This window comes from Pseudomonas sp. GNP012, from assembly GCF_054343835.1.
In genome coordinates this window covers 5,917,297-5,930,472 of the sequence record NZ_JBTGUU010000001.1, presented here as the reverse complement: position 1 = coordinate 5,930,472, position 13,176 = coordinate 5,917,297, and the positions used below count along the sequence as shown (strand labels likewise).

Sequence of the window (13,176 nt, the reverse complement as noted above, 5' to 3'; positions counted from 1 at the left end):
TTGCTCGCGAAGACGTCAGCACAGACAACACATCACCCCAGCTTGAACCCACCCATCTGCCGCGCCAGATCATCAGCCAACCGCTGCAACGTCTGGCAATCCTCACGACAAGCCCTGACCTCCCCCGCCGTCGCCCGCGCCAGATCGGAAATGCCCTGCACGTTGCGATTGATTTCCTCGGTCACTGCCGATTGCTCTTCCGTCGCCGTCGCCACCTGATGGTTCATGTCGCTGATGCGCTCCACCTGTCCGGTAATCGCGGTCAACGAGGTACCGGTACGCTGGCTCGACTCGACACCCGTGCCCGTCGCGGCTTGCCCGGAATGCATCGACGACACCGCGTTCTCCGCACCTTGCTTGAGGCTGCCGATCATCTGCTGGATTTCATCGGTAGACGATTGCGTACGCCGCGCCAGGGTACGCACTTCGTCGGCCACCACGGCGAATCCACGTCCCATGTCACCCGCACGCGCCGCCTCGATAGCAGCGTTGAGCGCCAGCAGGTTGGTCTGTTCGGAAATCCCGCGAATCACCGCCAGCACTTGATCGATGGATGCCACTTGATGAGCCAGCTCGGCCACCGCCGTGGCCGCTACACCGATTTCCCGGGACATGCTTTCAATGTGGCGGATAGAACCACCCACCACCTCCCGCGCCTGCAGCGCTTCATCACGGGCAGTTTGTGACGCGAACGCCGCGTTGCCGGCGTTCTGCGCGATGTCCTGCACAGTCAGGCCCATTTCGTGAACAGCGGTAGCGACCATGTCGGTCATTTCCTGCTGACGACCAGAGCGTTCAGCCGTGTTGTCCACCACCCGCGCCACCTGGCCGACAGCGGTGCGCAGGCGCTCGCTGGTTGTCAGCACCTCGCCGATCATGTCGCGCTGGCTATCCAGGAATCGATTGAAGCCACGAGCCAGATCGCCCAGCTCATCGGCGCGACTGGAATCTAACCTGTGGGTCAAATCTCCACCACCGCTACCGATGGCAACCAGCGCCGCTGTTACCTGACGAATCGGTCGCACCAGCCCTCGGGCCAGCAACACCACCAGCAACAGGCACACCAGCGCCACCGCCAGGCCGATTCCGCTGCTCATCCACATGGCACGGCGGGCTTCGGCGTAGATCTGCGATTGCGGCACTTCGGCCACCAGGGTCCAGCCGAGATCACGCAGCGGCAAGCTCAAGGCGAGGAAGTCTTCGTCGTCGCGCTGGAAGCCGCTGCTGGTGGCGGCTTTTTGACTCATCACCGCTTGCGCCGCTGTAGCACCTATCTGCTCGGCCAAGGTGCGTTTACCGCTGAACTGCGCCTCGGGATGCACCTGGATCAAACCGTCGGAACGCACGAGATAGACCTTGCCGCGCTCACCGAAGCTGAAATTGTGAATCAGCTCCGACAGCTCTTTCATGCTCAGGCCAAGCCCCGCAACGCCCACGACTTTACCGGCCTGTTCGACCTTGAGGTCGATGAACAGCGCCAATTCTCCGGTGGCTGTGTCGTTATCGATATTGAGGGTGCGCGACTGGTTGCTGTCGAGGAACGCGTAGAACCAGGCGTCTTTGGGATTGGAGCGGCTAAGGGTCCGGTCCAGGCCTTTTTCGGTGAAGTAGTGGTTGGACGCGGTGCCGACAATCAGCGCGGTAAAGGCTTTGTGCTCGGCGCGAATGCCTTCGAGATAGGTAGTAAACGTGCCGGCCTGGGCACTGTCTTCACCCCCGGCCAACCAGTCGCGCACCATGCTGTTGCTGGCGATGTCCTTCGCGGCGGTGAGGGGCTGGACGAGGATGCGCTCGATGTCGTTGCGCATCGCTTCGATGCTCGACGGTAATGCCTGCTCGACCAGATAGCTCTGGGCGAGACGGTTGACCACGAGGGTATAAATGCCAACCACGATCAGGATACTGACCAGAAGGGCGGTGCCCATGCTCAGGATCAACTGCCATTGAATACTGCGTCGCCAGAACTGCATGGAGCACCCCCAAAGAATAAGAGGCTGAAACACTGCAACAGCCGTGCCGATTGTATACAAACCAATCGACAATCTATTCTTTGGTTGTGCGCAAAGGCGATCAGGCCTGATTGATCGTCTTGGAGATCACTTCAACCGTGGCGCTGACTTGCTCTTGGTAACGGTCGAGTTCGAGCTTGTGCTGTTTCTGCATTTCAATCTGCTGGGAGCACAGATTCATCGCCGCCAGCACCAGCAGTCGGTCTCCGATCAGTGTCGGGTACTTCCTCTTGGTTTCGGCCAGGGCTGCCTTCAACATCATCGCGGCGTCCAGCAGGGTTTGTTCTTCCCCGGCCGGTGCCTTGATCGAATAGTCCTCCCCCAGGATCGAGACGACTTTTACCCCTGCGGCGTTGTAACTCATGCGCTGACAGGACCTGCGCTGACGCGCTCAACCAGGGCCTGGATGCGAGCCGCCGTGGCGCCTTGTTTCTCTTCCTGCTCCATCAGGCTCAGTTGCAGGCTTTCGTTTTCATCCTTGGCCTGGGCCAGTTCTGCAGTCAGGGTCTGGTTGGTGCCGAGCAACGTCTGGTTCTGTTGCACCAGGTCGCTGACCAGTTGTTCCAATTGGCTTAGGGATGCTTCCAACATTTTGATATTCCGGGCTTTTTCAAAGGGCGCGTACGATAAAGAAAAGTCACCGTGGATGCCAGGGTTATACAGGCGCAAAGCCTTGATTTTGCTGACGGGCGACCTTTCTCGCGAGTTTTAAAGACTGCGGCAGGCCAATCTGGTTCCTGCACTTCGTCGCCGAGGTCTTTGCTCTGTAACAGAGTGATGCCGCAAAGATCGCAGCCTGCGGCAGCTCCTACACGCAGATCGCGCATTTCCCTAACGTAGGAGCTGCAGCAGGCTGCGATCTTTTGATCTGCAAAAGCTTTTTGACAGCATCACATTTCAACAGGTTAGAATCGCTGGCACGCAGACTGCATGGTCAGTTTGTGCCCGCCTTTCAGCTTTCTGGAGTACTGCCTTTGAATGCGACGACCATCAACAGCCTGTTCTTGATCGGCGCGTTGCTGGTAGGTGCGAGCATTCTGGTGAGCTCCCTTTCGTCGCGCCTCGGCATCCCGATTCTGGTGATCATCCTGGCTGTCGGCATGGCGGCCGGCGTCGATGGCGGCGGCATTATCTTCGACAACTACCCCACGGCCTACCTGGTCGGCAACCTCGCACTGGCGGTGATCCTGCTCGACGGTGGCTTGCGTACCCGGGTCTCGAGTTTCCGCGTGGCGTTATGGCCGGCGCTCTCATTGGCCACGGTCGGGGTGCTGATTACCACCGGGCTGACCGGCATGGCGGCCGCCTGGCTGTTCGACCTGAACCTGATCCAGGGCCTGTTGATCGGGGCCATTGTCGGCTCCACCGACGCCGCGGCGGTGTTCTCGCTGTTGGGTGGCAAAGGCCTGAACGAACGGGTAACCGCCAGCCTTGAAATCGAATCCGGCAGCAACGACCCGATGGCGGTGTTCCTCACCGTCACCCTGATCGACATGCTCGCCAGCGGCCAGACCGGCCTGCACTGGAGCCTGCTGACCCACCTGATCCGCGAGTTCGGCATCGGTGGCGTCATTGGCCTGGGCGGTGGCTGGCTCATGCTGCAACTGGTCAACCGCATCAACCTGGCCACCGGTCTTTATCCGATTCTGGTCATCGCCGGTGGTCTGTTGGTGTTTGCCCTGACAAACGCCCTGCACGGCAGCGGCTTCCTTGCCGTATACCTGTGCGGTCTGGTGATCGGCAACCGTCCGGTGCGCAGCCGCCACGGCATTTTGCACATGCTCGACGGCATGGCCTGGCTGGCGCAGATCGGCATGTTCCTGGTGCTCGGGCTGTTGGTGACACCTCACGACCTGCTGCCAATCGCCTTGCCGGCACTGGCACTGGCGCTGTGGATGATTCTGTTTGCCCGGCCACTGTCGGTGGTGGTCGGCCTGCTGCCGTTCAAGGCATTCCATGGTCGTGAGAAAGTGTTCATTTCCTGGGTCGGCCTGCGCGGCGCGGTCCCGATCATTCTGGCGGTGTTCCCGCTGATGGCCGGCCTGCCCAACGCCCAGCTGTACTTCAACCTCGCCTTCTTTATCGTGTTGGTGTCGCTGCTGGTTCAGGGCACGAGCCTGCCGTGGGTCGCCAAGCTGCTCAAGGTGACGGTGCCTCCGGAGCCTGCCCCCATCTCGCGCTCGGCCCTGGAAGTGCACGTTACCAGCGAGTGGGAGCTATTCATTTATCGCCTCGGCGCGGAAAAATGGTGCATCGGTTCGCCCCTGCGTGAGCTGAAAATGCCCGAAGGCACCCGTATCGCGGCCCTGTTTCGTGGTCAACAATTGCTCCATCCGTCGGGTAGTACGGTGCTGGAAGTCGATGATTTGCTGTGTGTTATCGGCCATGAACACAACCTGCCGGCCCTCGGAAAACTCTTCAGCCAGGCACCCCAACGGGGCCTCGATCTGCGCTTCTTCGGCGACTTCGTACTCGAAGGAGACGCCCAGCTGGCCGCGGTTGCAGCCCTGTATGGGCTGAAGGTCGAAGGCATCGATCCGGACATGTCCCTGGGCCACTTCATTGCCCAGAAAGTCGGCGGCGCGCCGGTGGTGGGCGACCAGGTGGAATGGAACAACACCATCTGGACCGTGGCGGTCATGGACGGGAACAAGATCGGCAAAGTGGGCGTCAGATTCCCCGAAGGAAGTCGCCCGGGTCCCGGACTCTTCCTCTAAACTGCTTCCACTCTCACTTGCTTGACCGGTCTTTATGCCTAACCTGCGCTCCTTTTTCGCCATTGCCCTTCTGGGCTTGAGTCTCTCTGTCGGCCCCCTTGGTTTTTCACAAGCGGCACAAGCGGCCGAACCGCCCTCCAGCGAAGCTGTGCAAGCGAGCCTGGACAAGATAGCCGACCGCAAACTGCCTGAAGCCGATCAGAAGGCTTTGCAATCCGTCCTGCAAGGCACGCTGAACCAGCTCAACAACAAGCGTGATTACGAGCAGAAGCTGATCGATCTCAAGCAAACGTTGAGTTCTGCCCCCAAGCAGACGATCGAGAACCAGCGCGAACTGACTCGCCTCAAGGCCAGCACTGTGGTGCCGGTGGCGCAGCGCTTCGCCAAAGAGTCGATCCAGCAGCTGGAGCAAATGCTCACTGAGCGCTCCACCCAGCAAAGCGACCTGCAGAAAGCCCTGGGCGATGCCAACAGCCTGATCATCACTGCCCAGACCCGCCCCGAGCGTGCCCAGGCGGAGATATCCGCCAGTCAGACGCGCATCCAGCAGATCAACAATATCCTCAAGAACGGCAAGGACGCCGGCAAGACCCTGAGCGCCGAGCAGCGCGACCAGCTCAATGCCGAACTGGCGGCACTGAACGCCCTGATCCCGCTGCGCCGCCAGGAACTGGCCGGCAATACCCAATTGCAAGACCTCGGCAACAGCCAGCATGACCTGTTGTCGGAGCGATCCGACCGCCTGGACAAGGAAATCCAGGAACTGCAAACCCTGATCAACCAGAAGCGTCTGGCGCTGTCCCAGGAAACGGTCACCCAGCAATCCATCGAAGCGCAGAAAGCAGGCGGCAGCAGCCTGCTGGCCACCGAAAGCGCGGCCAACCTGAAGCTCTCGGACTATCTGCTCAAAAGCACCGACCGTCTCAACGAAGTCACCCAGCAGAACCTGCAGACCAAGCAACAACTGGACAGCCTGACCCAGAGCGATTCGGCGCTGGACGAGCAAATCAACGTGCTCAAAGGCAGCCTGCTGCTCTCGAAGATTCTCTACAAACAGAAACAGGCGTTGCCGCGCCTGCGGCTCGACCGCAACCTGGCTGACCAGATCGCTGACATTCGCCTGTATCAGTTCGAAGTCAGCCAGCAACGGGAACTGCTGAGCAATCCGACTACCTACGTGGAAAACCTGCTGTCGACCCAGCCTCCCGAGCAAGTCACGCCGCAGTTGCGCAAAAGCCTGATGGAACTGGCCACCACCCGCGCCGACCTGCTGGAGCGGCTCAATCGCGAACTGAGCGCAGTGCTCAATGAATCCATCACCCTGCAACTGAACCAGAAGCAACTGCTCAGCACCGCGCAAAGCCTGAGGGCGACGCTCGATGAACAGATGTTCTGGATTCCCAGCAACAAGCCGCTGGACCTGGAGTGGATTCACAGCGTGCCGGATCGCCTCCAGCGTCAACTCGATTCACTGCCGGTACTTTCAAGCCTGAGCGAACTGACCGACGGCTTGACCCAACGCCCGCTGCTATTCCTGCCATTGGCGCTACTGATCGGTGCGCTGCTGTGGCGACGCAAGAGTCTGTACGCACGGCTGAACAAGGTTCACCAGGACATCGGTCACTTCAAACGCGATAGCCAGTGGCACACCCCGCAGGCGATTCTGATCAACATCCTGCTGGCGATGCCGGTTTCCCTGGGCCTCGCCTTGTGCGGGCTGGCCCTGCAAATCGACGCCCGTGGGCAGAACGCCAATATGGGCGCGGCGCTGCTGCAAATGGCCGGGGCCTGGCTGGTGTTCTACACCGCCTACCGGATCCTCGCGCCGGGTGGCGTGGCAGAACTGCATTTCCGCTGGGAAAAGCCCCAGGTGGAATTCCTGCGCAGATGGATCCGCCGCCTCGGCATCGTGGTGATGGCGCTGGTGACCGTAGTGGCCGTTGCCGAACAGCAACCGGCGGCGCTGGCCGATGACGTGCTCGGCATGCCGGTGGTGCTCACCTGCTACGCCTTGATGACCTTGCTGCTCAGCCGCTTGCTCATCAGCAGCCCGACCCACGAGAACGCCTCGCTGTTCCGCAAACTGGTGGGGATCCTGTTCACCGCCCTGCCTGTCGCGCTGTTCGTGGCGGTGTGCTTCGGCTACTACTACACCGCGCTGAAGCTCAGCGACCGCTTGATCAATACCCTGTACCTGCTGATGTTCTGGCTGGTGATCGAAGCCACCTTCGTGCGCGGCCTCAGCGTGGCGGCCCGGCGGCTGGCCTACCAGCGCGCCCTGACCAAGCGCCTGGCCGCCAAAGAGGCCGGCGATGGCGAAACGGTGATCGAAGAGCCGACCATGGACATCGAGAAGGTCAACGAACAGTCCCTGCGCCTGATCCGCCTGGCACTGCTCGGCGGTTTCATGGCGGCGCTGTATTGGGTCTGGGCCGACCTGATCACCGTGTTCTCGTACCTGGACAACATCACCCTCTACGAATACACCAGCGGTACCGGCGCCAACATGAGCATGGTGCCGATCAGCATCGGCGACATGCTCGGTGCGCTGATCATCATCGGCATCACCTTCGCCCTGGCGCGCAACTTGCCCGGCCTGCTGGAAGTTTTCGTGCTGTCCAAGCTCAACCTTGCCCAGGGCAGCGCCTACGCGACCACCACGTTGCTCTCGTACGTGATCGCCGGCGTCGGTTTCGTCTCGACGCTGTCGACCCTGGGCGTGAGCTGGGACAAGTTGCAATGGCTGGTGGCGGCGCTGTCGGTCGGCCTCGGTTTCGGCATGCAGGAAATATTCGCCAACTTCATTTCCGGCATCATGATCCTGTTCGAACGTCCGGTGCGGATCGGTGACACCATCACCATCGGCAACCTGTCGGGTACGGTGAGCAAGATCCGCATCCGTGCCACGACCATCACCGACTTCGACCGCAAGGACATCATCGTCCCGAACAAGACGTTCATCACCGGGCAACTGATCAACTGGTCGCTGACCGACACCATCACCCGGGTGACCCTCAAGCTCGGCGTCGACTACGGCTCGGACCTGGACCTGGTGAAAGAGTTGCTGCTCAAGGCTGCCCGGGAAAACCCGCGCGTCCTGAAAGATCCGGAGCCGCATGTGTACTTCCTGAATTTCGGCGAAAGCACCCTCGACCACGAGTTGCGCATGCACGTGCGCGACCTCGGCGACCGCAACCCGGTGCTCGACGAGGTCAACCGCTTCATCAACCGCGAGTTCAAGAAGCAACACATCAACATCTCGTTCCGGCAGATGGAGGTTTACCTCAAGAACCTGCACGGCCAGGAATACAAGATGGTGCCAATCGAGCCTGAAGCGAAAACCATCGTGCCGATCGTCGACGGCAGGCCGGCGCAAGAACCGCCCGCCGCCAAACTCGACTAACCGGTCTTTCCCCAGCAGAATGCTCGGACATTCTGCTGGAGCCGGTCCTTGAAAGCCCTCGACGAACTCACCTTCGATAATCGCTTCGACCGCCTGGGCGACGCGTTTTCCGCCCATGTGCTGCCAGAGCCCATCGACAATCCGCGCCTGGTCGTGGCCAGCCCCGCCGCCATGGCCCTGCTGGATCTCGACCCGGCCGTAGCCGAAACCCAGGAGTTCGCCGAACTGTTCAGCGGCCACAAGCTCTGGGCCGATGCGATTCCGAGGGCAATGGTCTATTCCGGGCATCAGTTCGGTTCCTACAACCCGCAACTGGGCGACGGTCGCGGCCTGTTGCTCGGTGAGGTGTACAACGAGGCCGGCGAACACTGGGACCTGCACCTCAAGGGCGCCGGCCAGACGCCGTTTTCACGCATGGGCGATGGCCGGGCGGTACTGCGTTCGTCGATCCGCGAGTTTCTCGCGTCAGAAGCCCTGAATGCCCTGAACATCCCGACCACCCGCGCCCTGTGCGTGATCGGCTCCGACACCCCGGTGTGGCGCGAAAAGCAGGAGCGCGCGGCCATGGTCCTGCGCCTGGCGCCAAGCCATGTGCGCTTCGGTCACTTCGAATATTTCTACTACACCAAACGCCCCGAGCAACAGAAAGTGCTGGGTGATCACGTGCTGGCCATGCACTTCCCAGAGTGCCTGGAACAACCGGAACCATACCTGGCGATGTTCCGCGAAGTGGTCGAGCGCAACGCCGAACTGATCGCCAAATGGCAGGCCTATGGTTTCTGCCACGGGGTGATGAATACCGACAACATGTCGATCCTGGGCATCACCTTTGATTTCGGCCCTTTCGCCTTCCTCGACGACTTCGACGCCAACTTCATCTGCAATCACTCCGACGACCAGGGCCGTTACTCCTTCAGCAACCAGGTGCCGATTGGCCATTGGAACCTCAGCGCCTTGGCGCAGGCTCTGACGCCGTTCATCAGCGTCGAAGCCCTGCGCGAAACCCTGGGCCTCTACCTGCCGCTGTTCCAGGCCTATTACCTGGACCTGATGCGCCGCCGTCTCGGCCTGACCACGGCGGAGGATGACGACCAGAAACTGCTGGAGAACCTGCTGCAACTGATGCAAAACAGCGGCGTCGACTACAGCCTGTTTTTCCGCCGCTTGGGTGATGAAGCACCGGAACAGGCCATCACCCGCTTGCGCGATGACTTCGTCGACCTCAAGGGCTTTGATGCCTGGGGCGAGCTTTATGTCGCCCGGGTCGCCCGTGATGGCGCACTTGATCAGGAGCAGCGCCGCCAGCGGATGCACGCGGTCAACCCGCTGTACATCCTGCGCAATTACCTGGCGCAAAAGGCCATCGATGCGGCAGAGAGCGGCGACTATTCAGAAGTTCGACGACTGCACGCAGTGCTGAGCAATCCGTTCGAGGAACAACCGGGGATGGAAAGCTACGCAGAGAGGCCGCCGGAATGGGGCAAGCATCTGGAGATCAGTTGTTCGTCGTGAGGCGCTACACAATTGAAAATCTGGAGACCTGTCTCCAGATAAGGATCATTCGCTTTCGACTGGACGACTTGTCATGACCGACCCACTCCTCATCCCCTGCCCCCACTGCAACGGCCTCAACCGCATCCCCGCCGAGCGTCTCAACGACCACCCGAAATGCGGACGCTGCAAGGCCGAAGTCCTGCTGAACAAGCCGTTTGAATTGAAACAAGGCGACTACGCCAGCCAGATCAAAGGCGATCTGCCGTTGCTGGTAGACGTGTGGGCGGACTGGTGCGGGCCGTGCAAGTCATTTGCACCGGTGTTCGAGCAGGCGGCCGGGCAACTGGAGGGCAAGTGTCGGTTGGCCAAGCTGGACAGCGAGGCGAACCAGCAGTTGTCGGCGCAGTTGGGGATTCGCTCGATCCCGAGCCTGATCCTGTTCAAGAACGGCCGGGAAATCGCCCGGCAGAGCGGGGCTTTCCCGTTGCCGCAGTTGATGGCCTGGCTGCGTAGCCAGGGTATCTGAAGCAACACAGCCCCTGTGGGAGCGAGCTTGCTCGCGATGACGATGTGTCAGTCGAAGATAATGTTGACTGTCAGTCCGCTATCGCGAGCAAGCTCGCTCCCACAGTGTTTTGTTTCGCCTGGAAGATCAGGCGTTTTCCAGCAGGTTATGCAGCTCGACAAATTGCTGGGTCAGCTTGTGCCGCGGGTCGAGATGGATCAGCGGCGTGTTGGCCTGGTGGGATTCGCGCATGCGTACCGAGCTGGCCAGGTACACCGGCAGCACCGGCAGGCCTTCGGCGATTAGTTCGTCGAGGATTTGCTGGGGCAGGCTGGCGCGGGCCTGGAACTGGTTGACGACGATGCCTTCGACTTCCAGGCCTTCGTTATGGTCGTCCTTCAACTCTTCGATTTCCGCCATCAGCCCGTAGAGTGCCTGGCGTGAAAAACTGTCGCAATCGAAGGGAATCAACACACGATCAGCGGCAATCAATGCAGAAACCGCATAAAAATTCAGCGCTGGCGGAGTATCGAGGTAAATCCGGTCGTAGTCTTCGCTAAGTTCCTCAAGCAACTTACGCAGCTTGTTGATCTTGTGCTTGGCTTCGAGTTTTGGCTGCAAGTCCGCCAGTTCGGCGGTGGCGGTAATAACGTGGAGGTTATCGAAGGGGGTTTCGTAGATGTCGACCTGATTCTTTTTGGAGAACGGCCCGGAAGACAGCGTCTGCTTGAAGAAATCGGCGATGCCCATCGGGATGTCGCTACCAGTGAGCCCCGTCAGGTACTGAGTGGAGTTGGCCTGGGCATCGAGATCCACCAATAAGGTGCGAAAACCCTCGCTGGCACTGACCGCCGCCAGATTGCAGGCAATGCTGGATTTGCCAACGCCACCTTTCTGATTGAACACCACGCGCCGCATGTCAAAACCTCCGTGTATCAAAGAATGACCGAGTGTAGTGGTGCACGGCGTTGCTTCGCTACCTTGTCGGCACAGGGACTACACAGTCAGTTGCCTTCTCTTGCTTGAAAAGCCCTGAACGGCCCGATGGTTTGACGCAGGAACCGACAGACGGAGTAGTGATTGTGTGAATAATTACCAATCGCTCAGTTTTTGCGAGCCAGTCGCTGCATCTTGTTGAGCAAAATGTAACCAGCATTTGCTACACGTTCCCGGCACCGGGATAATGCGCGCCACTCGGCGGCAAACGCCGCGCAGGGTGAGTCTCGGCTCTCGGCCACTCCCCGCGTCAAGTAAGCCTGTGAGGGCGGGATGAATGTCTGTGATCAACTTCAACATCGCCCAATGGCGCGCATGGGCCCCGGGGCTTGAGAGCGTGAACGATTGGCAGGCCTGGAGCCGGCAACCCGTCGTGCTGCCGGACAGCGATGCCGCTCCCGACGTTTCCTTTCTGCCGGCCATGCAGCGCCGCAGGCTCAGCCGCCTGGCACGGATGGCATTCAGTGTCGGCTGGCCATTGGCCGAAGGCCGGCAGGATCTGCCATTGGTCTTTGTTTCCCGTCACGGCGAAACGCCGCGCACCGTCGATATTCTCAGTGATCTGGCCACCGACCAGCCGCTGTCGCCGACCCGGTTCAGCTTGTCGGTGCATAACGCGATTATTGGTTTGTGGTCGATCATGCGCGGTGAAACAAGCGAAATGACGGCCCTGGCCGCCGCAGGCGATGGCCTGGAGCACGGCATGCTCGAAGCTGCCGCGCTGCTGGCCGAAGGCGCTGGCGCGGTACTGCTGGTGGTCACCGAAGAGCGGCCGCCGGAGGCTTACGCGACCTGGATCGACGACGTGCCGTTCCCTTATGCCGTCGGCCTGCTGATCACACCCGGTACCGACTGGCAGCTGTCCCTGAACAGCCCCTCGGATGCGTTGTCCAAATCCCGCTGGCCCCACGCGCTGAATCTGTTGCGTATGCTGCTCGGCCAGCAAACCACCTGCCAACATGCCTGGAAAAATCGTGTATGGACCTGGCAACGCAACCCGTGACCGAGAAAAACCGCGACGCCTATTACTGGCGCTTGCTGGCCACCGCCGCGAGCTTTGCCCTGTTCGGGTTGGGCGGCCTGTGCCTGCGCCTGGTGATTTTCCCTGTGCTGAACTGCCTGCCGGGCGACGCCCGGACCCATCGGCTGCGGGCCAGGCAAACGGTCAGCCGCTGTTTCTGGATTTTTGTGCGCTTCATGGCCCGTACCGGGGTGCTGACCTACGACATTCAAGGCGCGGAAAAACTCGGTCGCCCCGGGCAAATGATCCTTGCCAATCACCCCTCGCTGATCGACGTGGTGTTTCTGATCGGCCTGGTGCGTCACGCCAACTGCGTGGTCAAGCAAAGCCTGTGGGAAAACCCTTTTACCCGCGGACCGCTACGCTGCACCGAATACATCAGCAACGACGGCAGCATGGACATGCTCGACGCGGCGGCCGACGCGCTGAAAGACGGCCAGACCCTGATCATTTTCCCCGAAGGTACGCGCACCCGCCCCGACCAGGCACCGGCCTTTCATCGGGGCGGTGCGGCAATCGCCGTGCGGGGTGCGAAAATCCTCACCCCGGTCATTATCAAGGTCAACCCGACCACATTGACCAAGGCCGAGCCCTGGTACCGCATCCCCAAGCGCCGCGTGCACTTCAGTTTCCGGGTCGGGGCCGATATAGACCCACAGGCCTTCGCCGCGCTGGGGCCAGCTCCACAAGCCTCGCGCAAGCTCAACGATTATCTACATTCTTACTTCATCAAGGAGCTCGCCGAAGATGAGCGATCGGAACACCCATAGCCTGGTGCTGGAAATCAAAGAGCTGATCATCGAAGCCCTGGGCCTCGAGGACATCAGCGCCGAAGACATCGGCAACGAGCAGACACTGTTCGGCGAAGGCCTGGGCCTGGACTCGGTGGACGCCCTGGAACTGGGCCTGGCCATCCAGAAAAAGTACGGCATCAAAATCGATGCCGATGCCAAAGACACCCGTAACCACTTCAGTAACGTGGCGAGCCTTGCGGCGTTCGTCACTGCAAAACAGGCAGCTTGAGACCGGAC

General features: G+C 60.5%; 11 protein-coding genes and 1 pseudogene. 7 read left to right on the top strand and 5 right to left on the bottom strand.

All coding sequences use genetic code 11. The features are described from left to right. Positions 1 to 32: 32 nt before the first annotated feature. From ACXX83_RS26840 to ACXX83_RS26825, 4 genes and pseudogenes are all read right to left on the bottom strand, one after another. Positions 33 to 764 (bottom strand): methyl-accepting chemotaxis protein, encoded by a 732-nt coding sequence (locus tag ACXX83_RS26840; RefSeq protein ID WP_458550233.1) that lies wholly within the window; start codon positions 762 to 764, stop codon positions 33 to 35. 132 nt (positions 765 to 896) lie between these two features. Further along, positions 897 to 1,925 (bottom strand): annotated as a pseudogene (locus ACXX83_RS26835) (HAMP domain-containing protein); the annotation flags it as partial. 145 nt (positions 1,926 to 2,070) lie between these two features. Further along, complete coding sequence (locus ACXX83_RS26830) at positions 2,071 to 2,373, bottom strand: cell division protein ZapA (protein ID WP_007981180.1); 303 nt, start codon at positions 2,371 to 2,373, stop codon at positions 2,071 to 2,073. Next, positions 2,370 to 2,600: a hypothetical protein gene (locus ACXX83_RS26825; RefSeq protein ID WP_007971835.1), complete on the bottom strand. Its 231-nt coding sequence runs from the start codon at positions 2,598 to 2,600 to the stop codon at positions 2,370 to 2,372. Before ACXX83_RS26825 ends, ACXX83_RS26830 begins: the two co-directional genes overlap by 4 nt. Positions 2,601 to 2,983: 383 nt before the next feature. Between ACXX83_RS26825 and ACXX83_RS26820 the strand changes: the two genes are divergently transcribed. The 4 genes from ACXX83_RS26820 (at position 2,984) to trxC (ending at position 10,149) form a co-directional block, all read left to right on the top strand. Continuing rightward, positions 2,984 to 4,726, top strand: coding sequence for a potassium/proton antiporter (locus ACXX83_RS26820; protein ID WP_126048831.1), 1,743 nt, complete (start codon positions 2,984 to 2,986; stop codon positions 4,724 to 4,726). A 34-nt stretch (positions 4,727 to 4,760) separates the two neighbouring features. Then, on the top strand, positions 4,761 to 8,129 hold the full coding sequence (gene mscK, locus ACXX83_RS26815) for a mechanosensitive channel MscK (RefSeq protein WP_458550046.1): 3,369 nt from the start codon (positions 4,761 to 4,763) through the stop codon (positions 8,127 to 8,129). Between the two features lie 48 nt (positions 8,130 to 8,177). After that, positions 8,178 to 9,641: a protein adenylyltransferase SelO gene (gene selO / locus ACXX83_RS26810; RefSeq protein WP_458550045.1), complete on the top strand. Its 1,464-nt coding sequence runs from the start codon at positions 8,178 to 8,180 to the stop codon at positions 9,639 to 9,641. Positions 9,642 to 9,714: 73 nt separating this feature from the next. Further along, on the top strand, positions 9,715 to 10,149 hold the full coding sequence (gene trxC, locus ACXX83_RS26805) for a thioredoxin TrxC (RefSeq protein WP_217836989.1): 435 nt from the start codon (positions 9,715 to 9,717) through the stop codon (positions 10,147 to 10,149). A 126-nt stretch (positions 10,150 to 10,275) separates the two neighbouring features. Here trxC and ACXX83_RS26800 read toward each other — a convergent pair whose 3' ends face one another. Next, positions 10,276 to 11,046 (bottom strand): ParA family protein, encoded by a 771-nt coding sequence (locus tag ACXX83_RS26800; protein ID WP_015093167.1) that lies wholly within the window; start codon positions 11,044 to 11,046, stop codon positions 10,276 to 10,278. 355 nt (positions 11,047 to 11,401) lie between these two features. Here ACXX83_RS26800 and ACXX83_RS26795 point away from each other — a divergent pair, with 355 nt between their 5' ends. Genes ACXX83_RS26795 through ACXX83_RS26785 form a run of 3 tightly spaced genes read left to right on the top strand, consistent with a single transcriptional unit; the run spans position 11,402 to position 13,168 of the window. Then, complete coding sequence (locus ACXX83_RS26795) at positions 11,402 to 12,127, top strand: beta-ketoacyl synthase chain length factor (protein ID WP_126048825.1); 726 nt, start codon at positions 11,402 to 11,404, stop codon at positions 12,125 to 12,127. After that, positions 12,103 to 12,915, top strand: coding sequence for a lysophospholipid acyltransferase family protein (locus ACXX83_RS26790; protein WP_458550044.1), 813 nt, complete (start codon positions 12,103 to 12,105; stop codon positions 12,913 to 12,915). The genes ACXX83_RS26795 and ACXX83_RS26790 overlap by 25 nt, the downstream gene beginning before the upstream one ends. Next, on the top strand, positions 12,893 to 13,168 hold the full coding sequence (locus ACXX83_RS26785) for a phosphopantetheine-binding protein (RefSeq protein ID WP_007972202.1): 276 nt from the start codon (positions 12,893 to 12,895) through the stop codon (positions 13,166 to 13,168). The genes ACXX83_RS26790 and ACXX83_RS26785 overlap by 23 nt, the downstream gene beginning before the upstream one ends. The last annotated feature ends 8 nt before the right edge of the window (positions 13,169 to 13,176 follow it).